This window comes from Coprobacter fastidiosus, from assembly GCF_030296935.1.
GTDB lineage: Bacteria > Bacteroidota > Bacteroidia > Bacteroidales > Coprobacteraceae > Coprobacter > Coprobacter fastidiosus.
Genome location: NZ_AP028032.1, coordinates 3,081,406 through 3,106,157, shown reverse-complemented (window position 1 = coordinate 3,106,157; position 24,752 = coordinate 3,081,406). Strand labels below are relative to the sequence as shown.

The following is a 24,752-nucleotide window of genomic DNA, read 5'->3' as shown; positions in this document are numbered from 1 at the left end:
AACAGTAAAACACTTTTGAAAACAGTCCTCAAAAAAAACATCCATGTAAAATTTAAATTCAAATAGATCACAAACTAAGCCATATATTATTATAACTATCGGTAATATCTACCAAAAGCGTCAAATATTCCACATTTCAATAAAGAGACGAAACTTATTTTTGCATATAATTATAATTCTAACATTTATGAAAAACTCAACTTATCTACTATTAAGTTTATTATTTTGTTGCATGTCTGCATTCCCTAAAGAAATTACAATTCATACCATCGGAGATTCTACGATGGAGAGCAAACCAGAGGATACGGAAAGTAATCCGAACGGACAAAGAGGATGGGCACAAATGTTACAGCAGTTTGTAACAAACGGTGCAACAGTAAATAACAGATCTAAAAGCGGAACTAGTTCCAAATCTTTTTATGAAGCCAAAGACGACAACAATAATTATCGTTTTTGGGCAACCGTGAAACCTCAGATCAAAGAAGGAGATTATGTTATTATTCAATTCGGACATAACGATGAAAAAGATGGAGGAGAAGAAGGTGAAATAGGAACCAATCCATGGAAAAGTTACACGGAATATCTGACTAAATATGTAACGGAGGTAAGAGAGCTAAATGCTATTCCGATATTATTCACCCCTATTGTACGCAACTATTTTGAAAGTGACGGAAAAACAATTACAGCACGAGGAGCCCATAATCTCGGTATGGGTTCGGACGGAAAAGAACTCGACTATGTCGCAGCCATGAAAAAGGTTGCAGAAAACACGAATTGTCTTTTGGTCGATCATACAGCTCTTACCAAAAAAGTTTGTGAAGAATACGGAAAAACTAAATCGACAGAACTCATTTACAACGTAGGAGACGGTACACATTTAGGAGAATACGGAGCTACTTTATATGCTCGTTTAGCAGTACAAGAATTAATAAAACAAAATATTCTGACAGAATATCTGAATGCAGATCCCGAATTAATATTAAGTAGTCCTGAATATAATTTTGGAAAATGCTATGCTAACACCGTCAATATTCATTCCTTTTCGGTAAGTGGAATCGATTTAGATCCGGTAAACGGGAATGTAACAATAACCGTTCCCTCAGAATTCAGTATATCAAAAGAGCAAGACGGCAACTATACTCAGCAGATAACCATACCCTATGAAAATGGCAACCTCAGCATTACTCCATTTTTTGTAAAATATGCACCTGAAGATACAGGTATCTCAACAGGAAATATTACAGTAAGTAACGGAAAGAACACGAAATTCATCGCCTTAAAAGGTGAATGTGTCTCTTTCGAAGGAGGTATCAAAGCAAAAGCATTTTGGGAATTATCAAAAAACGAAAACAGTATATCCGAAGGACCTATTACAGTATTACCTGAAACATTAAAAAACATGTTTACCGATAGGTATGCAAAACCGGGAAGCACAACAATATGGGAAGATAATCGCATCGATGGAGAAACAAAAACTCAACGTAATATTATCGAAGGAAGAACGTGGCCTGCTGGAGAAATAGACATCGTACATGACCGCTACATTCAATTCGGAGTTAAAGCGACTAAAGGAAGTGTTTTTAATGTCGATTCTATCGGATTATATGTAGGAGGATCTGGGAGCAATGGGATACGATTCAAAGTATATTATTGTAAAAACGAACTTTTCGGCGATGATGCCGTGATGATTGCAGACAGACAAAATAATACAAGCAATACTATGTATCCGATCTCTCACAAAAACATTATTGAAGTAAAAAGTGAAGAATCTTTATATATCAGAATCTACCCTTGGTTGAACAATGGAGGAGACAGTAAATCTATCTGTCTATACGGAGTTACGATAAGCGGAGTGGTTACAGAAGAAAGTACCGACGGAATAACGACTTCTATCATCGAGAATAACATATTCTGCTATCCCTCGAAAACTTCAGGTACAACCACACTCAATTATGTTACAACCGAATGTTCAGATGTTCTTATCGATATTTTTTCTATTGACGGGAAAAAACTCAATAGCTACAGAAAAGATTCTCTACCAGCCGGACAACATCAACAACAAATTAATCTGGAAGGGTTGAATAACGGCATATATATTTGTTCACTTACTAGCAACACAGACCGAAAGGCAATCCGACTGATAAAAGAATAATAAGATCGGTTAAACAAATGCGAAATGTGACGGATCTTTAAAGAAAGATTTCCGTCACATTTTTATATATAATTCCCGGTTTCTATCAAAACCTTATTTTTACATAATTCCTTTTTCACGCAAACGCAATTGCCATTTCCACGCAGAAGCTAACGTATCCTCGATAGACTCTTCCGCTTTCCATCCCAGCACGTTATTCGCCTTTTCAGGATTAGCCCACACTTGTTCAATATCACCTTCTCGACGACCGACAATCTTATAATTCAACTTTTGCCCTGTCACCTTCTCGAAAGTCTTTATCAGCTCCAATACAGAAAGTCCCCGACCTGTACCCAAATTGAATGTTTCTACATTCTCAAGAGATTTTCCGGTAAGCATACGATCCACAGCTACGACATGCGCTTTCGCCAAATCGACAACATTTATATAATCACGAATACAAGAACCGTCAGGTGTATTGTAATCATCACCGAACACACTCAATTGTTCTCGAATCCCCATAGCTGTCTGGGTAACAAAAGGAATAAGATTCTGGGGCACTCCATTCGGCAATTCGCCAATCTCTGCAGTAGGATGAGCTCCTATCGGATTAAAATAACGCAATATAATGGCTTTATAAGGGACACCCGAATAAATCGTATCACGAATTATTTCTTCATTTATTTGTTTTGTATTCCCATAAGGAGACATTGCCGGTTTTATAGGTGCATTTTCATCAACCGGAAGCACATCCGGCTGACCGTACACGGTACATGAAGAGGAAAAAACCAAAGCATCAACTCCATATCGAGGCATCAGCTCCATGAGCGTAAGCAAAGAATCGATATTATTACGATAATACAACAACGGTTTCTGTACCGATTCACCGACAGCCTTACTGGCTGCAAAATGAATAATACCTTTTATATTCTTCTGCTCCTCGAAAAGCTTTTCCATGCCGGCCTTATCATTGCAATCCAATTTCATGAAAACAGGACGCACACCCGAAATTTTCTCAATACCGTCGATTACGCTTTCACTTGAATTAGAAAGATTATCTACGATAACCACTTCATAACCGGCATTCTGCAATTCTACCGTAGTATGCGAACCGATATACCCGGCACCACCTGTAACTAAAATTTTCCCTTTCATGTTTTAAGTTAAGTTTAAGATGAATTGCAAATATAACGGATTTTTACCAAAAGATTTTATCAAAATCTCTAAACCTTACGACCAAACTTTATTTTTTGGAACAAAAAAACAGATAAACAAAGTGTATTAAACAAGACACATTATTTCAATACAAACTTTTTGGATAACACAAAAATAAGTCTTACCTTTGTCGCGCTTTTTGAGTATTCCGTGCGATGGGAAATTAAGAAGCTGATTATCTTAATTTTGAGTAACACAAAAAAATTAAAACAATGAAAACATTTCAATTAGAAGGAACTCCCAGAACCGATTTGGGAAAGAAAGCAGTAAAAGCTTTACGTAAACAAAATCTTATCCCTGCTGTTTTAAACGGCGGACAACTTGTAACCCTGCCTTATGATAATGCTCTTAAAGCTGGTGAAAAAGTAGTAGAAATTGCAAACAATCAAGCTTTGATCGTAACGGATTTCACTGTATCTACAGAATCTGTACGAAAATTAGTTTATACTCCCGAAATTTTCGCTATCGATCTGACTATCGGTGACAAAAAAACCAAAGCCGTTATAAAAGATATTCAATTCCATCCGGTAACCGATGCAATCCTTCACATGGATTTTCTTGAAGTTAATGAACAAAAACCCATTATTATGGAAGTTCCCGTGGCTCTTGAAGGACATTCAGAAGGTGTTAAAGCCGGTGGTAAATTGAGCCTCGAAATGAGAAAATTGAAAGTAAAAGCTATCTATTCTCAGATTCCTGAAAAGTTGGTTATCAACATCGATAATTTAGGTTTAGGCAAAACTATACAGGTAGGAGAACTTCACTTCGAAGGTCTTGAATTGATGAATGCTAAAAATGCAGTTGTTTGTGCTGTTAAACTAACAAGAGCAGCTCGCGGTTTGCAAGCAAAAAGCGGTAAATAATAATATTGCTTAAATGAAATATTTGATTGTGGGATTGGGTAATATCGGACCAGAATATGAAAATACCCGTCACAACATAGGATTCAGAGTATTGGACGCTTTAGCTAAAGCGTCCAATCTCGTTTTTACAGACAAAAGGTATGGCGAAATCTGCGAATTAAAAATCAAAGGACGCACATTAATCTTGTTAAAGCCGTCTACGTATATGAATTTGAGCGGAAATGCCGTACGTTATTGGCTGCAAAAAGAAAACATTCCGGTAGAAAATTTATTGGTAATAGTGGATGATTTAGCATTACCCTTCGGTAGTCTGCGTTTAAAGCCCCGAGGTAGCGATGCCGGTCATAACGGTCTGAAACATATTCAACAAATATTAGGGAGTGACAATTACGCCCGACTTCGATTCGGAATCGGGAATGATTTTTCTAAAGGACAACAAGTCAACTACGTATTAGGAAGCTTCCCCGAAGAACAAGAAAAAGAATTACCCGCCCGTCTCGAACGTGCAGGAGAGATCATAAAAAGTTTCTGTCTGGCAGGCATACAACTGACCATGACACAATTCAACAATAAGTAAAATTGTCATGGAAAAAGAAAATGAAGTTCGAATAGACAAATGGATGTGGGCTACACGCATTTTCAAAACACGTACAATTGCAACCGAAGCTTGTAAGAAAGGGCGAGTCTCTATCGGAAACGTCTCGGTAAAACCATCCCGTACAATAAAAGCAGGTGAAATCATCCAAGTACGGAAACCTCCTGTCACTTACTCTTTTAAAGTATTGGCTCTGACCGAAAAGAGGATGGGAGCAAAACTTGTCCCGGAATACCTTGAAAACGTTACACCGCAAGAACAATACGATATACTGGAAATGAACCGTATCAGCGGATTCATAAATCGGAGCAAAGGACTGGGAAGACCGACAAAACGAGAAGGAAGGGAACTGAAAAAGTTTACCGAAGGAGATTTTTTTGATGACGGATTCGACTTTGATTTTGATTTTGACGATTACGAAGAAAACGATTAAGCAAAACTTATACAACACTTGATCTGTTATACTGCAGCAACTTGTTCAATCCGCATCAAGACTATCTTTATAGGATTCACATAGGAGATAAGAAACTTTTAATCGGAATGACATGATCATGGATCTGCAAAAACGTAAAGAATTAAAAAAGAAACTATACACCATCATATTCAAAACCGATACGGAAGAAGGAAAGAGATTCGATATCATCTTACTGAACGTAATCCTTCTCAGCGTTATATTGGCAGCAATAGAAAGTGTAGTCGCATTCAACGCTCGATACGCACTCCCATTCCGTATCTGCGAGTGGATTATAACCATACTGTTTACTATCGAATATGCAACCCGTATTTACTGCAGTCCGAATCGAAAAAAATATATTTTTTCAGTTTATGGAATCATTGACCTCTTATCTATTTTACCGTTCTTCATCGGTATCCTGTACAGTAGTACTCACTATCTTATCGTTATTCGTGCCTTACGTCTTCTTCGTATCTTCAGAATACTAAAACTAACGCATTTTTTAAAAGAAGGCAACCATTTGGTCGATTCTTTACGAAGAAGCGTAAAAAAGATCATGATATTTACCTACTTCATCATGATTCTCGTAACGATATTAGGAGCTTTGATGTATTTGGTCGAAGGAAGTGTAAATCCTTCTTTCTCCAACATTCCCAAAAGCATATATTGGGCAGTCGTCACTATCACGACCGTAGGATACGGAGATATAACGCCTATCACATTCTTAGGTCAGACAATTTCAGTCATCGTCATGTTACTCGGATACTCGATACTGGCCGTTCCTACCGGTATTATTTCTTCAGAATTGATCAAACCTTTACGAAAAAAGAACATTACTTGTCCTAATTGCGGAGAGAATAAGCATGAGGCAGATGCTTCTTATTGTAAAAATTGCGGGACATTCTTACCTCATAACAATAACAACCTGTCATAAATTTTCTTTTTTTTCTTTTAAACCGGAATAATGTTCAATATTTCGGACAAAAAACAGTTACAATATTTATAAAAATTGTAACTTTGTAAATCTTACATGTAAATATCGAAAAACAATAATAAAAATGAAAACTATCGATTGGGCTAATTTATCATTCGGTTACATGCCGACCGATTACAATGTACGGTACAATTACCGGAACGGAAGTTGGGGCGAACTTGAAATAAGTAGCAGCGAATATATCAATATGCACATGGCAGCCACTTGCCTGCATTATGGACAAGAAGCTTTTGAAGGATTAAAAGCTTTTCGCGGAAAAGACGAGAAAATACGAGTATTTCGTCTTGATGAAAATGCGGCACGGCTGCAAAGTACTTGCAGAGGAATTTTAATGCCTGAACTATCTACGGAAAAATTCCGTGACGCTATCCTTAAAGTCATAAAACTGAATGAACGGTTCGTTCCGCCTTATGAAAGCGGAGCGTCTCTTTACATCAGACCATTATTAATCGGAACAGGTGCACAAGTAGGTGTACATCCGGCAAGCGAATATATGTTCATCGTATTTGTCACACCGGTAGGGCCATACTTTAAAGGTGGATTTTCAACTAATCCTTACGTCATTATCCGTCAATATGATCGCTCAGCACCATTAGGTACAGGAGTTTATAAAGTCGGAGGAAATTATGCTGCCAGTTTACGGGCCAATAAAATGGCACACGACATGGGATATTCCTGCGAATTTTATTTAGATGCAAAAGAAAAAAAATATATCGACGAGTGTGGTGCTGCTAATTTTTTCGGGATTAAAAACAATACGTACGTAACTCCGTTATCTACTTCTATCCTACCGTCTATTACCAATAAAAGCCTAATGACATTGGCAGAAGAAATGGGCTTGACCGTCGAACGCCGTCAAATTCCGGAAGAAGAATTAGATACTTTCGAAGAAGCGGGAGCTTGCGGTACTGCTGCAGTTATCAGTCCGATACAACGTATCGACGATCCTGAAAAAAATCGGTCATATATTATTTCTAAAGACGGAAAACCGGGTAAAATATGCACCCAATTATACAATAAACTCCGGGCCATACAATATGGAGATGAACCGGACAAATATGGTTGGGTAACTATCGTCGAATAATATTCAGATTAATTAAATAATACAAAAACCCGGAATGTCCTTAATGCTGTTCGTTCCGGGTTTTTATTTTTATATATAAAATGAAATATCGAACAAAAACACATCTTAAAGAGTTATAAATAAGGAACTATTTCCTAAAAATGACATTATGAAAACATTTCTGCTGACAGGACTCGCTATTACATTAGCTATCACTATATGGGCACAGCATAAAAAACAAAATAATATGAATCTTAATAAACTCACTCCAGAAGAAGAATATGTCATGCTGAAAAAAGGAACAGAAGCCCCTTTTAGCGGCGAATATAACAACTTCTATAAAAAAGGGATATACCTATGTAAACAATGTGACGCTCCATTGTACCGATCTTCTGATAAATTCGATTCGGGATGCGGCTGGCCGGCTTTTGATGACGAAATCCCTAACGCCGTTATCCGGAAACCTGATAACGACGGAAAACGAACTGAAATTATTTGCGCCAATTGCAAAGGTCATCTCGGACATGTATTCTTAAACGAACATTTGACACCCAAAGAGACCAGACATTGTGTGAACTCGATTTCTTTAAAATTTAAGCCCGATAAACCAGAGCAAATATCCAAAGCCTATTTTGCATCGGGATGTTTTTGGGGGACAGAATACTATTTTCAAAAATTAAAAGGAGTCAAAGAAACCACAGTCGGTTTTATGGGAGGATCTAGCAAACACCCGACATACAAAGAAGTTTGTTCTCAAAAAACAGGACATTTTGAAACTGTCGAAATAGAATATGATCCAGAAATTGTCAGTTATGAATCACTGGTAAAATTCTTTTTCGAGACTCACGATTTTACCCAAACCGATGGTCAAGGTCCTGATATAGGTACACAATATCTTTCGGTAATCTTCTATGCCGATCAAAAACAAAAAGAAATCGCTGAAGAATATATACATAAGCTCACAATTATGGGATATAAAGTCGCAACGCGACTTTTACCGGTCTCCACATTCTGGCCGGCAGAAAATTATCATCAAGACTATTATGAAAACAAAGGAACAACTCCCTACTGTCATAAATATCACAAAATATTTTGATGCCCAATAATCGAACATTCAACCCTATCAATATTTTTATAATTCTGTTCAATACGGATAAAAGAACAAAGCCTTTATTCTAAGAGCCTGTCTGAATTTTACTTAGGCCAGATTCGAGAGTTCCTTTCGAGTGAAAACAGAAAAATAGATTGGAAGAAAACGTAAAGATGACCTGATAATATTTTCTTATTGGAAAATTTAGATTGGCTCTAAAATTTTTTTTGTATTATTGCACAAAATACAATAGAAATGAATCCTTTTACAATCATCGATAAATATTATACACAAGGAACCGCACTATATGATATTTTAGTAGATCACAGTCGTCTGGTTACACAAAAGGCTCTCGAAATAGCAAATGCTCACCCCGAATTGAACGCAGACACAGAATTTATCTCCGAAGCAGCCATGTTACATGATATCGGAATCTTTCTTACCGATGCCCCCGATATAGAATGCCACGGCACACGACCGTATATCTGTCACGGTACATTAGGCAGCGAGCTCTTGAAAAAAGAAGGTTTTCCTCGTCATGCTTTAGTCAGCGAACGCCACACAGGAGCAGGACTTTCTTTAGAAGACATTATTAATCAAAACCTTCCTATTCCTCACCGAGATATGCTTCCGATAAGCATAGAAGAGCAAATGATCTGCTTTGCCGACAAATTCTACTCCAAATCAAACCCTTTAAAAGAAAAAAGTATAGAACAAATACGAAAAAGTATGAGTAAATACGGAGAGGCTTCCGTCGCCCGTTTTGAGAGGTGGTATCACCTTTTCCTCCTCTAAAATATATTAAATAGGCTTCAATACCTGATATGTTAGGGTAAATTGTGTATTTTTGCACCTCAATAACCTATTGGTTTGTGAATGTCATCGAGAAATAAGATTCATATAATAGTCCTTACCCTGTTTTGCTCCTTACTGCTGGTCAATCTCAGTGCCCAGCCTAAAAGGAAAAGCCATATACGGCAAGCGAATCCCGCTTTTGCCGACACTGTTACACCAGCAGACAGCGACAAAATAAAATCTATTTCCGATACATTTCCCGCTTTACCCGATTCTATTCTTATCCGTCCCGACTCATTATTGAAGAGTGTCGATTCTATTCTTGTTGACTCTGTCATGACCGATACGGTACAAGCTCCTCCTCCCAAAAAATCACCACTGGAAGATGTGGTAAAATATACGGCAAACGACTCTATCGTATTTTTAAGTAACAATCAAGCTTATATGTATGGACAAGGGGTTGTTACTTATCAAGATATAGAACTCGATGCAGACGAGATACGAATGAATATGGACAGTAGTACGGTGTTCGCGATCGGACGTCCCGATACCGCCGGCGAAATTGTAGGGAATCCCATATTTAAAGATAAAAGCGGAGAATATGAATCTGCTACAATGAAATACAATTTTAAAAGTCAAAAAGGATATATCACCAATATCATTACCCAACAAGGAGAAGGTTACCTGACAGGAGGTAGTACGAAAAAGAACAAAGAAGGGGATTTTTACTTGAAAGACGGGAAATATACGACATGCGATGACCATGAATGTCCGCACTTTTATCTCCAACTGACCAAGGCTAAAATGCGTCCGAAGAAAAATATCGTTACAGGTCCTGCCTACTTGGTTCTGGCAGGAGTACCTCTTCCGTTAGCAATTCCTTTCGGCTTTTTCCCTTTCACAGAAAAATATTCATCAGGAATCATTATGCCGACATTCGGGGATGAAATGGCTCGCGGATTTTATTTAAGAGACGGCGGTTATTACTTTGCGATCAACGATTATATCGATTTAGCTCTCACAGGTGAAATTTATACAAAAGGGTCGTGGGGATTGAATGCCATGTCTAACTACGTGAAAAGATATAAGTTTTCTGGGAATTTCAATATGGGATACCTGGTGACTATACTCGGAGACAAAGGAATGCCCGATTATCAAAAACAGACAAATTTCCGATTAATATGGTCACACTCCCAAGATGCAAAAGCAAATCCGAATATGAGTTTCTCTGCCAGTGTCAATTTTACGACAAGTGGATATGACCGAAACAATCTGAACAGCTATTATAACGCAACTTCTTTTACGGAAAACACCAAAAGTTCGACAGTGAACATGACCTATAATTTTCCGAATACCCCTTTTAGTATATCGGCAACAGCCAACATCACACAACGAAGTAAAGATTCCACTTTGAACGTATCATTTCCGGACTTTACCCTCAATATGAGTCGGGTATATCCGTTCAAACGAAAAAATCCGGTAGGCAAAGAAAAATGGTATGAGAAAATCAGTTTAAATTACACCGGTCTATTCCGAAACTCTATAGAAACAAAACAAAATCTGTTTTTCAAGTCAAGCTTGATTAAAGACTGGCGCAACGGCATGCAACACACGATTCCCGTATCGGCAACATTCAGCTTATTTAAATATCTCAATATATCTCCGTCGTTCAACTTCACCGACCGAATGTACACCAACCGCATCATGCAACAATGGGATCCCCAGTCCGCAGCCGTTGTAAGAGACACTACATACGGTTTTTATAACGTTTTTAACTATAGTTTCAGCGTCAGTGCCCAAACTAAGTTATATGGATTCTACCGACCTCTACCCTTTTTCGGAGGGAAAAAAATACAAATGATCCGGCACGTATTCACTCCCAGTGTCAGTTTTAGTGCCGCACCTGATTTCGGTAGTTCCCGATACGGATTCTGGCAAACATATTCAAAAATTGAGAACGGGAAACGGGTAGATGTAAAATATTCTCCATTCTCTCACGGTATATTCGGAACTGCGCCTCAAGGAAAACAGGGTACAGTATCTTTCAATGTTTCCAATAATTTGGAAATGAAAGTCAACTCAGATCGGGATACAACCGGAGTGCGAAAAATCAGTCTTATCGAAAATCTCACCGCAGGGATCAGCTATAACATGGCTGCCGACTCTATGAATTGGAGTAATATCAATACTTCGATATTAATCAAACTAACTAAAAATTTCAATCTGCAAGCTTCTGCCGTTTTTGATACTTATACTTATCAACTGAATGAATACGGCAATCCTGTACGTGTAAATATTCCACGATGGAAAGCTGGAAAAGGATTAGGCAGACTATCAAGTACAGGAACTTCTTTCTCTTATACATTCAGTAACGATACATTTAAGAAAAAATCGAAAAACAATACTAAAGAGACAGAAACTTCGACTAACGAAACTCCGATTGATAATAATACAGAAAACACTGAAAACAGAGAAAACGAAAGTCAAGAAAAAACAGAAGACTCCGGATTAGAAATGAAAGACGGATATATGGTATGGAATGTTCCCTGGAGCCTATCGGTTAACTATTCGATCAATTACGGATATGGCACTTTCAATAAAAAGAAAATGGAATATAACGGAAAGATCACACAAAATCTCAGCTTTTCAGGACGCATTCAACCCACAAAGAATTGGTCATTCAATTTCTCGGCAAGTTATGACTTCGACGCAAAAAAAATAGCATATATGAACTGTGGCATTACCCGTGATATGCACTGCTGGACTATGAGTGCAAACTTTATTCCGGTGGGTCCTTACAAATCCTATAATTTCCATATCAGCGTGAAGTCTTCATTATTAAGTGATTTAAAATGGGATAAGAGCGGAAACTCTTATGATCGCTTAAAATGGTATTAACCTTATATTTTTGTTTTTCGATAAAGCTTTTAGTGGGGAATAAAAATCGGCTATCCAACATATTCTTATTATAAAGTGACGAAAATATCTATCTTTTTATCTTTTTGTTTATTAACTTTGTAGACAAGACTCATAAAAAGGAAATCATGCACAAACAAGCCTCAAACCTTCGGAAAAAACACCGGCACATAAAAAACAATCTGCTGACAGACGAATATATATATACCGGAGATCGCAAAGGAGAAATGCACATTTATCTTACACAATATGATGCCGATAATTATATCCAACATTCTTTCACATCTCCGGAAAAGTTACCGGCTCTCATCCAAAACGGTAAAAAGAATTGGATACATATTTCCGGATTGTCCGACACTCATACTGTTGCACTCATAGGCAAAACATTAGGGCTACATTTTACGGATATACAAGATATACTTACCAGCCAACACATTGCGAAGATCGAGACCTATGAAGATAAAACATTCCTTATCCTAAATACATTCTATTACTCTGAAAACAAAGAATTGCAGCAAGAACATATTTGTATAATTATGGGTAAAGAATACGTATTTTCTTTTCAGGAATCAGATCTTCCGCTCTTCGATAATATAGAAAAAGCTATCACTCAAAATACTGCCCGTGTACGCAACCGCCCGACAGACTACCTATTTTGTTTATTGATAAATAACGTATTCAGCAATTATTTAGACATTATTGCAACCCTCGAAGATGTTTTGGGCACAATGGAAGACGAAATCATTACAGGAAACCCTCGTGATGATTTCGGCAACCGAATACAGGCGAACCGAAGAGATTACCTACAACTGAAAAAATCTATACTCCCCTTAAAAGATGATTTTAATAAACTGATACACAATGAGAACAAACTCATTTGTGACGAAGACATGATATATTTTAATGATCTTGAAGACCGGATGTTATTCATTATACAATCTATAGAAATATGTAGAGAAACTCAGGCTTCTTTACTGGATCTATATTTCTCGAACAATGATTTAAAAATGAATGAAATCATGAAACGGCTGACTGTAGTCACAACGATATTTATCCCTTTAACTTTTGTTGTGGGCGTTTGGGGTATGAACTTTAAGTCAATGCCGGAACTGGAATGGCAATATGGATACCTAATGGCATGGGGATTAATGGGGATTATCGTTATTGGAGTGTGGTGGTACATAAAAAAACAACACTGGTATTAAAGCCTGTCTAAATTTTGCACGGATCGAGTTTAATATTTTTTGAGAATGCTTTCTGTTTTTGAAATGGACACTGAAAGTTGGATAAAAAACTTTCGGTGTCCATTTCATTACTCATATAAAATCAATTAAAAATCATTTTTTGATAAATTGTAAGCGGACAATATCTGTATCTGACTTAATCAAAATCGAATATACACCTTGAACAAGAGACGAAACATCTATTTTATTATCTACAGGGAAGACAGACATGAGAAGTTGTCCGTTCACCGAATATATTTTTGCTTCTTTGGCTACTATACCCTTAATACAGATATTTGAAACAACCGGATTAGGATATACGGTCACGACCTCGGCTGAAGCTGTACTTAATCCGGTCGGAAGCGTCATTACAGCAATCTTTTCCGAAGCTGTAAAATAATCTCCTGAAGTGGCGGTTATAACTACAAAATATTGAGTAGAACCGGTCAAATCCATAAACGTAAAATTCGTTTCATCCGTCACAATATCATCATACCCATCCACCAGAACATCTCCTTTATATAAAGTTACGTGATACTCAGCAGCTCCGGCAACGACATTCCAACTTACTGGAATTTTACCTTCACACACATCACCGACAGCAATAACAGGTTTTGCCAGCGAAGATGTCCCGTTCAATGCTACATTCACCGACTGGGCATAATCCGAAGTCAACGAAAGAACCGCCTCATGCTCTCCTACCTCTTCAGACTCATAAGTTATCGTAATTTGCATAAGACCCGACTTATCCAAAATTAGCACATCTGTATCGAACTTATCAGCATCCGCACCCGTTATAGAAACTGTAATATCATCATATAGATCTGTAGCTGAAATCGTTATTTGCTGTTCAGCAACGACAGAAACTTCTGTTGTAAATTTTGGAATAACAGGCGTCTCAATAACCGGAACTACAGATGTTGTTATCATTTCCGAAACAGCTTCCGGCGAAACAAGCTCTCCATACTTGGCTACTATCTTAAAAATATACGCCGTAGCAGGACTCAAACCGGTTATTTGACAAACTGTACCAGCATCCACTTCTTTAGCAACATATCCGTCAACAGGTTTTCCTTCTACAGTCACAACAGTAAGTTCATACACAGTAGCACCCATAACAGCATCCCAATTAGCGAAAAAACCGTCAGGTGTAACTTGCGTTGTAATCAATCCTGTAGGGGCAGGCAATGTCGCCGTACCGTTCAACACCACTGTTACCGGCTCGGCATACTCCGACACTAAAGTTAACTTAGCCGTATGAGTTCCCGGCTTCACCGGTGTATAAGTTATATGTAACTGCTTAGAATCAGCATCCTTACCAATAGTTTCTTCTCCCTCTCCCAAAGTAAATAATGCAGCGTCATCTCCCGATATAACCACTGAAATATCACCATACAAATCGGTCGCACCAACTGTTAAGGTTTGCAATGACGATATACCTGCAACCGATTCAAAAGTCTCTATAACAAGGGGAGCAATCACAGGTTTCAATGTCGTTACTTCTTTTACCAAAGAAGCCTCAGATACAAAATCTTCAATTTTTGTTTTCACCGAATATTTATATAATGTACCGGGTACTAACCCTGTAATGTCGACCGATGTCGCCTCAGTAACAACAAAATCATTATACTCCCCTACTATATCACCATCGGCATCCGTTACCGTCAACAAATATGAAGAAGCATTTGTTACCGGTTGCCATGCTACTCGAAACGAAGTCAAATCAATATTATCAGCTGCTTCCACAGAAGGAGCTTCAGGAAGAACGGTGACAATGTCCAATCCCAATACTTTCGAATACGTATTATTTCCCTCATCTGTCACCGTAATATCCGCATGTTTTGCTCCAGTTACCGAAGGATTGTATATATATGATATTTCTTGACTACCTTCTTGCCCAGAAACTCCATTAATTCGAGTGGTCTGAAGAACAATATTCGGATCAGAAGAAATCAATATTAAATCACCCGAAGGGTTGGAGTAATTCACTGTAAATTTTCCGGTAAACGATACACCTCCAGTAATCGTATCCGTCACCACTGAAGAAGGGAAAGATATAGGCTCTGTAATCGTAATAGTCGGTATCCAGCCATGAGCACAGTAATTTAATCCAAACCAACCCGATGCAGTCACATCATAGTAGAAACGTATGTAACGATCATCTTTATTCAATGGTTGGTCAAAATCCACAGTACCGCTTTCATGATTAAAACTACCCAACTGCCGATAAGAAATATTATCGCTCGAGGCATATACTGTCAGTGAGTTTGTATGGCTTGTGCAAACAGAACCATTTTTACCCACAGTCATTTTCAAACGTCCGGGAACATCACCGATCCAAATAACAGCCGAAGACTCTCCCGTTTTTGAACCATCCTTTATAAAAGAAATCTGATTCGTTCCCGAGACAGATGCTTTAGCCGTACCACTTTCAGAGCGGGAAAAAAGCTGATCATTACTTGTAATATTCAATGGCAGCGATTGTGCCTCCTGTGCCGAAAGTCGTAAATTACCTAAACAAAATAATAAACTTAAAAAAAACGTGAGTCGTAAATCTTTCATATTACTCTTCTTTTATTGATTAATACCTATTTTTCTAAAAAATCGAAGCAAATGTAGATGTTTTGATTACAAATATTATAATATAAAACATTGTTAACGTTTCCCTAAAAGATTTACTATTTATATAAATTCTAAATAAGCAATTTCACTATTCTATTATACGGTAAATTCAAAAGATAAAAACAACGTATTTCAAAGAACTATACTTTCTATTCCTTTTTAAAGAATTAAATTTTTATCTTAAAAATAGAACACGATCATTCAATCTTCAGAAATGTTAATAAATATATAAAACACAAATTATGAGATCTAAACATTATGATAATATACCTATTACACAAATTTCCAATAATACTAACAAGAAAGAATATGCTACCAACCAATTAAAAAAAGAATAGTAAATAAGCATTTCCGCATTAACTCGATTGATATATTCGACAAGAGATAAAAAATACACAATTAAAATCCTGTATAAATTTTCCGCCCAAAATATCATCAAGAAGTGTTTGAATTTTATGAAAATATTTTATTTACAATCAAAAAAGGGGGTCAGGACTCTTTGTATATCAAAATAAATCACTACCTTTGCCCCGATTTTGAGACCATATAATGTCTAACTTATTAACAAGAAAATCAATTATTTAAACAAATGGATCAAGAATTAAAAAACTCACCCGTTGAAAATTTCGATTGGGATGCCTACGAAAAAGGCGAAGTGTTAGGTGAAAAAAGCCGTGAAGAATTGATCAACACTTATGATCAATCTCTTAACACTGTAAAAGACAAAGAAGTAACCGAAGGAACGGTTATCTCTATGAACAAAAGAGAAGTTGTCGTAAACATCGGTTACAAATCGGACGGCGTTATTTCGATGAACGAATTCCGTTACAACCCTGATTTAAAAGTCGGAGACACTGTCGAAGTGTATATTGAAAGTCAGGAAGATAAAAAAGGCCAATTGGTGCTTTCTCACAAAAAAGCGCGTGCTACCCGTTCTTGGGATCGTGTTAACTCGGCTCTTGAAAACGATGAAATCATTAAAGGGTTTATCAAATGCCGTACCAAAGGCGGTATGATCGTTGATGTATTCGGCATCGAAGCCTTCTTGCCGGGTTCTCAAATCGACGTTAAACCGATTCGCGATTACGATGTATTCGTAGGTAAAACTATGGAATTCAAGGTGGTAAAAATTAACCAAGAATTCAAGAATGTCGTTGTTTCTCACAAAGCTCTCATCGAAGCAGAACTGGAACAACAGAAAAAAGATATTATCGCCAAACTCGAAAAAGGACAAGTACTTGAAGGAACTGTTAAGAATATCACTTCTTACGGTGTATTCATCGACTTGGGTGGCGTAGACGGTTTGATTCACATCACAGATCTTAGCTGGGGGCGTGTCAGCCATCCTGAAGAGGTCGTTTCACTCGATCAAAAATTGAATGTCGTAATCCTTGATTTCGATGATGAAAAGAAACGCATCGCTCTCGGTCTGAAACAACTTACTCCTCATCCTTGGGATGCTTTGAGTTCTGAACTGAAAGTTGGAGACAAAGTAAAGGGCAAAGTAGTGGTTATGGCAGACTATGGTGCATTTATCGAAATTGCTCCGGGTGTCGAAGGTTTGATCCATGTTTCTGAAATGTCTTGGTCACAACATTTACGCAGCGCACAAGACTTCATGAAAGTAGGAGATGAAGTAGAAGCCGTTATTTTGACTTTGGATCGTGAAGAACGTAAAATGTCTTTAGGTATCAAACAATTGAAACCAGATCCATGGGAAAATATCGAAGCTAAATATGCCGTAGGTTCTCGCCACATGGCTAAAGTTCGTAACTTCACTAACTTCGGTGTATTTGTTGAAATCGAAGAAGGTGTTGACGGTCTGATCCATATCTCAGATCTGTCTTGGACTAAGAAAATCAAACATCCGTCAGAATTTACTCAGATCGGTGCAGAAATCGAAGTTCAAGTTTTGGAAATCGACAAAGAAAACCGTCGCTTAAGCCTTGGTCACAAACAACTCGAAGAAAATCCTTGGGATGTATTCGAAACAGTATTTACTGTCGATTCGGTTCATGAAGGAACAATTATCGAAATGCTCGACAAAGGTGCTGTTATCGCATTACCTTATGGTGTCGAAGGATTTGCAACTCCGAAACATTTGGTAAAAGAAGATGGTACTCAAGCTCAACTGGAAGAAAAATTACCTTTCAAAGTAATCGAATTCAATAAAGATGCTAAACGTATCATTTTGTCTCACAGCCGCATTTTCGAAGACGAAGCTAAGGCAGAAGCTAAAAAAGAATCTGCAGCCAAGAAAGCTGCTAAGAAAGCAGCCAAAGCAGAAAATGAAACTGCAGCTATCAACAACAATGTAGAGAAAACTACTTTGGGTGATATTGAAGAGCTTGCTGCATTGAAAGAAAAATTGGAATCGGAAAAGAAATAATCCGAAATCAAGTTATAAAAAACAGGCTATCATTAAGGATAGCCTGTTTTTTTATAGCCTAAAAACTGTTTTTCAAATATCATCAACGAATATAAAAAACTAAAGAACTTATCTTTATAGAATCCTATACTCGACATGGGTATCATCGCAATGCAACAATCGAATGCAGGAAAGAGACTGAAAACGATATTAACCAACCAGAGGCAAATAACTCTAATTGTCAAAAATAAGTTTTTCAAGTCTTTACAAAAACTCTGAATAAAATTCGATATTTTCTCGGCCAGAATTTATATATTTGTTTACACAAACGGCGGAAACCGGCATCCGAACTCTTTCCGAAACGTTTTTGGAATAATTAAATCCTAATTATATATTATGGAAAACTTCGAACTAACTATTTTAGGATGCGGATCAGCCATGCCTACAACTCGCCACTACCCAAGTTCTCAGATTCTAAATCACAGAGAACGTCTTTTTATGATAGACTGCGGAGAGGGAGCTCAATTACAATACAGAAGAAACAAAATAAAATTTACCAGATTACAACATCTTTTCATTTCGCATTTACATGGAGACCACTGCTTCGGATTGATAGGACTGATCTCCACCTTAGGTATATTGGGACGCACATCCGAACTGATTATTCATGCACATTCGGATGCAGAACGCGTGTTCAGACCTCAATTGGATTATTTTTGCCGGGACTTACCATTTAACGTTCGTTTTAATGCCATATCTACGAATCAAAATGAAATGATCTACGAAGATAAAGCATTAAAAGTTTCCACCTTACCTTTACGTCACCGGATACCGACATGCGGATTCTTATTTGAAGAAAAAGAAAAAGAAAGACATCTAATCCGCGATATGATACAATTTTACAATATCCCTATCAGAGAACTTGCCAAAATAAAACAAGGTGAAGATTTTATTACGCCTGAAGGGTTGATTATCCCTAATGAACGATTAAGCCGACCTGCTGATCCGGTTTCCCGATACGCCTATTGCTCTGATACTATTTATCAAGAAAAACTTATTCCCTTGATTGAGGGAGTAGACTTGTTATATCATGAAGCGACATTCGCAGAAGATAACAAAGCCCGAGCAAAAGAAACCTTTCACTCAACAGCAGTACAAGCCGCCACCCTTGCACAAAAAGCACACGTCAAGAAATTAATATTAGGACATTTCTCGGCCCGTTATCAAGACGACTCTATTTTTTTGCAAGAAGCCCAAGAAATTTTTCCACATACCATCATTGCTAAAGAAAGTATGCAGATACGTTTCTGAGCACTATCTTCTTTACTTATTTACGTACAATAATTGCCACTGACTTTATTTTTTCGATTCAGCACTTCGGAGCTCTTTGAAAAAAGCCAATTCTTCCGGATTGAGACGTGTCAACAATTCTTTTTCGTATGTAGCCATATCACGCTCCGACTCCACCTGATCTATAATACTCTGACCGATGTCGTGAAGATCTTTCAGACTTTTGGGCGTCAATAACTTACTAACCACATTGTAACCGTATGTACCCCCATGCAATACCATGCCTAATAAAAGGGCCATTTCCGGTTTTATCTCCAATTCTACTTTTACTCGAGTGTTTTCCATATTCTCCTGTACGTTTTCAAATTTTTGCTATAATCTATATTATCAACTACCATTTATTATCTCTATTCTATCTACCTCTTATTTCTAAAGAAGTCTTGCATCAATCGCGCGCAATCTTCTTGCAAAACACCTCCCTGAATCTCGGTCTTAGGATGCAAAGCCTTCGGGGCAAATTTTTGAAATCCGCGCTTATCATCGGCTGCTCCGTAAACAATCCGAGAAATTTGCGACCAGCCCAATGCTCCGGCACACATGATACAAGGTTCTAAAGTCACATATACAGTACACCCTATCAAATATTTACCACCCAATACACCTGCCGCCGAAGTAATCGCCTGCATCTCGGCATGAGCCGTAACATCGTTCAAAGTTTCCGTCAGATTATGACCTCTGGCTATTATACGATCTTTATAAACAATCACCACACCGACAGGAATTTCATCTCTGTCATAAGCTTCTTTCGCCTCAAACAGAGCCTGACGCATAAAATATTCATCCCGGTTTTCTTCCATTGAGTTTTCAATCTTCAAGATAATAATCGACAGTCGTCACAACACGTACGCTTTTTATATACGGAGTATTTACATCCCTGTCCTCGATAATGAATTGTCCTTGATTGGCACGTTTTATTTTACCTAATTCACTATCAGAATCCTTTGCAAATTTTTCGGCCGAAGAACGGGCATTTTTAGTTGCCTCTTCTATCATTCCAGGTTTTATTTCATTCAATTTTGTAAAGAAAAATTGCGGGCTATATTGATATTCTCCGCCTGTAATAGCAACTCCCAATTTCAATAAATCGGCCTGTTTATCCATTAATTTACGCACCCGATCAATCTGTCCCGAAGTAACGGTTATCACCGATGTAATGTTATAACGGTAAGGTGACTGAGTATTCGAATATCTTTCAGCTTTCATATCGATAATCTGAGGTGCAGACAATGATATTTCGTTATCGGTTATTCCGTTATTTTTCAGAAAAGTTACAATAATCTGATTTTTACGGTTCAATTCATCATACATCGAAATCATATCATTACCGATTTCTTTAAATGCCAAAGGCCAGATCACCTTATCGGCAGGAACTTCCTTTTCCGCCAATCCTTTAACCGTAACAACTCTGTCCCTATCCTTAATTTCCGTCAAAGCATGACTTAATGTCCACCCTAACAAATAAAGCCCAATAGCAATCAATAATCCGGCTATCGGCAATTGAAATCGTTTTGAATCCATTATCGTCAGTTTTTAATTAATAAATCCTTCTATTCACAAATATAGCATTTAAAAGAGAATAAGAGTTATCTTCCTCTGTTTTTTTAAACAAAAAATAAAAAGCGTTGAGATGCATTTTGCGTAATTCACCGGAAAGGCGTATTTTCGTAAACAGATTCATTTTCAAAATTTCCGATTATGGCAAAACATAACCAAACAGGAAAGACAGGAGAAGAACTAGCCGCAGAATATCTCATTGCCAGAGGTTATATAATCCGGGATATTAATTGGAAAAACGGAAAACTCGAACTGGATATTGTCGCATATAAGGATCGGACACTGATCGTTGTTGAAGTAAAAACTCGAAGTTCCGATTTATTCGGGCATCCGGAAGATGCGGTAAACACCCGAAAGATACGACATATCATAGACGCGACGGACGCATATATACAAAAATACGATCTCCCGTTCGAAGTCCGGTTCGATATTATTTCTATCGTTAAAAAAGAAAACGAATATGAAATCGAACATATTCCGGATGCTTTTTATCCTCCGTTACTATAAAACTTAAAACAATATGGATATAGAACAAATACGTGACTTTTGCTTAAGTCTTCCCGAAACGACAGAGTGTTTTCCGTTTGACGAAACTACTTTGGTCTTTAAAGTCGCAGGAAAAATGTTTCTTTATACGAGTCTCGAAGCCGAACAACATTGGGCAAATGTAAAATGTGATCCTGATCTGGCAATCGAACTACGGGAACAATATAGCTATGTAATGCCCGGATATCACGCTAATAAAAAATACTGGAATACGATCGTCTATGATAAAGCGAAAGAGGAACAAATGAAAGAATGGATGCTTCACTCATATACCGAAGTCGTAAAAAAATTGCCTAAGATCAAACGGGAAAAATTATTCGAACAACTCAAAAAAACGGGAAATTTAGACGACAGGCTCTAAAATAGCAGAAAGACAAAAGATAAAAATATGAACGAAACTTTTATACATCTGAATGAAACCCATTCGACCAATTCTTATTTAAGAGAATTGATCATGAGAGAAAAAGAGCAACCCGAAGGTACAGTCGTAATCACCGATTACCAAACTGCCGGACGTGGACAAAAGGGCAATAGTTGGGAGTCTGAACGGGGTAAAAATTTAACATTCAGCATTCTACTTCATCCAAACCATATTCCGCCGGGAAAACAGTTCATTCTGTCTCAACTCATTTCCATAGCAATTGTTGGTGTTCTAAAAGAATATGATCGGCATTTTACCATAAAATGGCCGAATGATATTTACTGGAAAGAAAAAAAAATAGCCGGGATGCTGATCGAGGTCGATCTTACCGGCTCATCCCTCAGTAATGCTATAATAGGAATCGGAATCAACATAAACCAGAGACATTTCAAATCAGATGCCCCGAATCCGGTATCACTTACCCAAATCACAGGTAAAGAACATAACCTCTCTGAACTCCTTGAGAAAATTCTCGACAGCATTGTCGACGAATACAACAAATACACTCCCGATAACGAAGAAGAAATAAGACAAAAATATATGGCGTTACTTTTTCGCAACAAAGGGATATATCCCTATTCATACGGAAAAGAAATATTCAACGCTTCGATCGAAGGAATAGAACCTAACGGGCAGTTGATACTGAAAAAAGAAAACGGCTCTATCCATACTTTCGCATTTAAGGAGATTTCTTTCGTGATTTAGACTCGTTCAGAATCATCTCTGCCTTTCCTATTTCCGATAAACGTGTATAAATAGAATACAGAGTCTTACGCAGATAAGGGGTAGTATATTGTTTATCGGCTTTCTCAAGATAAGATGCGGCTTCTCGAAAATCGGTATCCAGAATTCTGTTTTTCTCCCATTCATAAGAAGCATATTGCATTCGTGTAGGAGACATCAGACCGTCATAGTGCATTTCCAACTCCTTTAATTGTTCTATTCCCCGATTATACATAAAATTGCCCAGAAAGATCAGAGCATCCCGATTGGTCGAATCTTTTTGATATATCCGTTTATAACAGCCAAAAGATTGTAGCTCTTCTCCCTGTTCAAGCAAAGCATCTCCTTTGAGTTTAAGAAGTCTTTCATCATCCGGAAACATCTCTAAAAGTTCGTCCGAAATCTCTACTATACGAGGCGCATCATTTCTAAAACGATAAAAACGTAATAGATAAGTATTGATCAATTTTTTCAGCCAAGGTTGTTCTTTCTTAATCAACAATAGCATATTCTCATATATCTCAGATTTTCGGTGAGCCATAGTCAAAGCATTCACCCCGACGAACAGAGAATCTAAAGACACACCGTTACGCTCCGATAATTCGACATAATGCATTACCGACTGGGGAGCTTCCTTGTAAGATGCCGCCACAACAGAAGATACATATAATTTTACCTCTTTCGGATTCTCGATCAACAAAATATTATACATAGAAAGCGCCTCGCTCCATTCCCGATTCTCAAAATGAGTCTCTGCTTTACGATACAATTTCTCATTAATAATCGCCCCCTGAAGCGAATACACCACACTCAAAAATAATATGATAATAATCTTCCTCATCTATAATTTTCGAAACAAAGTAACAGGCTCTTATGTTGCAAATTTAATAAAAAAGGAAGTATATATTTCTCTTTTTTGAACAGGAGTTTATCCCCGTTCATTTAAAATGTTTAAATTTGGCAAGGAAACGACAAAACAGGGAATAAGAATTTCCTCAATCATAAAATCAAAAATATGGATATCAAGTACAAACGTATATTACTAAAATTGAGCGGTGAGTCGCTTATGGGAGAAAAACAGTACGGTATAGACGAAAAACGGCTGAACGAATATGCCGAACAAATTAAAGAAATCGCCGGGCTGGGTATCGAAATCGGCATCGTAATCGGAGGTGGAAATATTTTCAGGGGATTGAGTGGTGCAGCCAAAGGATTCGATCGTGTTAAAGGCGACCAAATGGGTATGCTCGCTACCGTAATCAACAGTCTCGCCCTCAGTTCGGCATTAGATTCTCTGGGACAAAAAGCTCACGTATTCACCGCAACTAATATGTTCCCCATAGGTGAACATTATAGCAAATGGAAAGCGATAGATGCCATGAAACGAGGTGAAATCGCTATTATCTCGGGCGGTACGGGCAACCCGTATTTCACTACCGATACAGGGTCGGCTTTGAGAGGCATAGAGATAGAGGCCGACGTAATGCTAAAAGGTACTCGTGTCGATGGTATTTATACTGCCGACCCCGAAAAAGATAAAACAGCCGTAAAATTCGATAAAATCAGTTATGATGAAATCTATACACGAGGACTTAAAGTAATGGACCTGACGGCAACAACGCTTTGCAAAGAAAACCGACTTCCGATCATCGTATTCGATATGGACACCAACGGTAACTTGAAAAAAGTCCTCACCGGCGAGAATATAGGCACGTTAGTCTATTAATCCGAGAAACGTTTTGAGATTTGCCGAAACTATTTTATATTTGTTCCATAAAGAAATAAATTATCGTTTCGATAATACATTAACATATCGGTTAAATAAAATC

The 24,752-nt window shown here is 37.6% G+C and carries 22 protein-coding genes; 16 read left to right on the top strand and 6 right to left on the bottom strand.

Annotated features, from left to right (window positions below):
* Nucleotides 1-187: 187 nt before the first annotated feature.
* On the top strand, nucleotides 188-2,152 hold the full coding sequence (locus QUE35_RS12255) for a GDSL-type esterase/lipase family protein (protein WP_022391307.1): 1,965 nt from the start codon (nucleotides 188-190) through the stop codon (nucleotides 2,150-2,152).
* A 99-nt stretch (nucleotides 2,153-2,251) separates the two neighbouring features.
* Here the strand turns inward: QUE35_RS12255 and galE are convergent, their stop codons facing one another.
* The gene (galE, locus tag QUE35_RS12250) at nucleotides 2,252-3,286 is read right to left on the bottom strand and encodes a UDP-glucose 4-epimerase GalE (protein WP_009317765.1); all 1,035 of its coding nucleotides are present in this window, start codon (nucleotides 3,284-3,286) and stop codon (nucleotides 2,252-2,254) included.
* A 272-nt stretch (nucleotides 3,287-3,558) separates the two neighbouring features.
* On the opposite strand from galE, the gene QUE35_RS12245 reads away from it, so the two are divergent.
* The 9 genes from QUE35_RS12245 to corA all read left to right on the top strand — a co-directional run bounded on the left by QUE35_RS12245 (nucleotide 3,559) and on the right by corA (nucleotide 13,321).
* Nucleotides 3,559-4,209, top strand: a complete 651-nt coding sequence (locus tag QUE35_RS12245) for a 50S ribosomal protein L25/general stress protein Ctc (RefSeq protein WP_009317766.1) — start codon at nucleotides 3,559-3,561, stop codon at nucleotides 4,207-4,209.
* Nucleotides 4,210-4,222: 13 nt separating this feature from the next.
* Nucleotides 4,223-4,786 (top strand): aminoacyl-tRNA hydrolase, encoded by a 564-nt coding sequence (gene pth, locus QUE35_RS12240; protein WP_009317767.1) that lies wholly within the window; start codon nucleotides 4,223-4,225, stop codon nucleotides 4,784-4,786.
* Between the two features lie 7 nt (nucleotides 4,787-4,793).
* Complete coding sequence (locus QUE35_RS12235) at nucleotides 4,794-5,237, top strand: RNA-binding S4 domain-containing protein (protein ID WP_009317768.1); 444 nt, start codon at nucleotides 4,794-4,796, stop codon at nucleotides 5,235-5,237.
* A gap of 112 nt (nucleotides 5,238-5,349) precedes the next feature.
* Nucleotides 5,350-6,192 (top strand): ion transporter, encoded by an 843-nt coding sequence (locus QUE35_RS12230; protein ID WP_081705684.1) that lies wholly within the window; start codon nucleotides 5,350-5,352, stop codon nucleotides 6,190-6,192.
* 118 nt (nucleotides 6,193-6,310) lie between these two features.
* The gene (locus tag QUE35_RS12225) at nucleotides 6,311-7,336 is read left to right on the top strand and encodes a branched-chain amino acid aminotransferase (RefSeq protein ID WP_256998646.1); all 1,026 of its coding nucleotides are present in this window, start codon (nucleotides 6,311-6,313) and stop codon (nucleotides 7,334-7,336) included.
* A gap of 148 nt (nucleotides 7,337-7,484) precedes the next feature.
* Nucleotides 7,485-8,411 (top strand): bifunctional methionine sulfoxide reductase B/A protein, encoded by a 927-nt coding sequence (locus QUE35_RS12220; protein WP_022601508.1) that lies wholly within the window; start codon nucleotides 7,485-7,487, stop codon nucleotides 8,409-8,411.
* A gap of 249 nt (nucleotides 8,412-8,660) precedes the next feature.
* Complete coding sequence (locus tag QUE35_RS12215) at nucleotides 8,661-9,200, top strand: HDIG domain-containing metalloprotein (RefSeq protein WP_022601510.1); 540 nt, start codon at nucleotides 8,661-8,663, stop codon at nucleotides 9,198-9,200.
* Between the two features lie 81 nt (nucleotides 9,201-9,281).
* The gene (locus QUE35_RS12210; protein WP_022601511.1) at nucleotides 9,282-12,098 is read left to right on the top strand and encodes a putative LPS assembly protein LptD; all 2,817 of its coding nucleotides are present in this window, start codon (nucleotides 9,282-9,284) and stop codon (nucleotides 12,096-12,098) included.
* A 146-nt stretch (nucleotides 12,099-12,244) separates the two neighbouring features.
* Entirely contained in the window at nucleotides 12,245-13,321 is a 1,077-nt protein-coding gene (corA, locus tag QUE35_RS12205) for a magnesium/cobalt transporter CorA (protein WP_022391299.1), read from the top strand.
* Nucleotides 13,322-13,453: 132 nt separating this feature from the next.
* On the opposite strand, the gene QUE35_RS12200 is transcribed toward corA, so the two are convergent.
* A complete protein-coding gene (locus QUE35_RS12200; protein WP_022601514.1) occupies nucleotides 13,454-15,901 on the bottom strand; it encodes a fibronectin type III domain-containing protein in 2,448 nt (815 codons plus the stop codon).
* 649 nt (nucleotides 15,902-16,550) lie between these two features.
* On the opposite strand from QUE35_RS12200, the gene rpsA reads away from it, so the two are divergent.
* Nucleotides 16,551-18,350, top strand: a complete 1,800-nt coding sequence (rpsA, locus tag QUE35_RS12195; protein ID WP_022600349.1) for a 30S ribosomal protein S1 — start codon at nucleotides 16,551-16,553, stop codon at nucleotides 18,348-18,350.
* 375 nt (nucleotides 18,351-18,725) lie between these two features.
* Nucleotides 18,726-19,640, top strand: coding sequence for a ribonuclease Z (locus tag QUE35_RS12190; RefSeq protein ID WP_031258246.1), 915 nt, complete (start codon nucleotides 18,726-18,728; stop codon nucleotides 19,638-19,640).
* A 45-nt stretch (nucleotides 19,641-19,685) separates the two neighbouring features.
* On the opposite strand, the gene QUE35_RS12185 is transcribed toward QUE35_RS12190, so the two are convergent.
* The 3 genes from QUE35_RS12185 to QUE35_RS12175 form a co-directional block, all read right to left on the bottom strand.
* On the bottom strand, nucleotides 19,686-19,964 hold the full coding sequence (locus QUE35_RS12185) for a hypothetical protein (protein WP_022600342.1): 279 nt from the start codon (nucleotides 19,962-19,964) through the stop codon (nucleotides 19,686-19,688).
* Nucleotides 19,965-20,035: 71 nt separating this feature from the next.
* Entirely contained in the window at nucleotides 20,036-20,476 is a 441-nt protein-coding gene (locus tag QUE35_RS12180; RefSeq protein WP_009317785.1) for a nucleoside deaminase, read from the bottom strand.
* 7 nt (nucleotides 20,477-20,483) lie between these two features.
* Nucleotides 20,484-21,197 (bottom strand): SIMPL domain-containing protein, encoded by a 714-nt coding sequence (locus QUE35_RS12175; RefSeq protein ID WP_009317786.1) that lies wholly within the window; start codon nucleotides 21,195-21,197, stop codon nucleotides 20,484-20,486.
* A gap of 177 nt (nucleotides 21,198-21,374) precedes the next feature.
* On the opposite strand from QUE35_RS12175, the gene QUE35_RS12170 reads away from it, so the two are divergent.
* From QUE35_RS12170 to QUE35_RS12160, 3 genes are read left to right on the top strand one after another with little or no spacing between them, the layout of a single operon-like run.
* Entirely contained in the window at nucleotides 21,375-21,740 is a 366-nt protein-coding gene (locus tag QUE35_RS12170) for a YraN family protein (RefSeq protein ID WP_022600338.1), read from the top strand.
* A 13-nt stretch (nucleotides 21,741-21,753) separates the two neighbouring features.
* Nucleotides 21,754-22,140 (top strand): MmcQ/YjbR family DNA-binding protein, encoded by a 387-nt coding sequence (locus tag QUE35_RS12165; protein WP_022600336.1) that lies wholly within the window; start codon nucleotides 21,754-21,756, stop codon nucleotides 22,138-22,140.
* A 27-nt stretch (nucleotides 22,141-22,167) separates the two neighbouring features.
* Nucleotides 22,168-22,905 carry a biotin--[acetyl-CoA-carboxylase] ligase gene (locus QUE35_RS12160; protein WP_022600334.1) on the top strand — a complete coding sequence of 246 codons (738 nt, stop codon included), beginning with the start codon at nucleotides 22,168-22,170 and terminating at the stop codon, nucleotides 22,903-22,905.
* On the opposite strand, the gene QUE35_RS12155 is transcribed toward QUE35_RS12160, so the two are convergent.
* Nucleotides 22,880-23,764 (bottom strand): tetratricopeptide repeat protein, encoded by an 885-nt coding sequence (locus tag QUE35_RS12155; protein ID WP_022600332.1) that lies wholly within the window; start codon nucleotides 23,762-23,764, stop codon nucleotides 22,880-22,882. The genes QUE35_RS12160 and QUE35_RS12155 overlap by 26 nt on opposite strands.
* Nucleotides 23,765-23,938: 174 nt before the next feature.
* Between QUE35_RS12155 and pyrH the strand changes: the two genes are divergently transcribed.
* Entirely contained in the window at nucleotides 23,939-24,649 is a 711-nt protein-coding gene (gene pyrH, locus QUE35_RS12150) for a UMP kinase (protein ID WP_009317793.1), read from the top strand.
* Nucleotides 24,650-24,752: the final 103 nt, after the last annotated feature.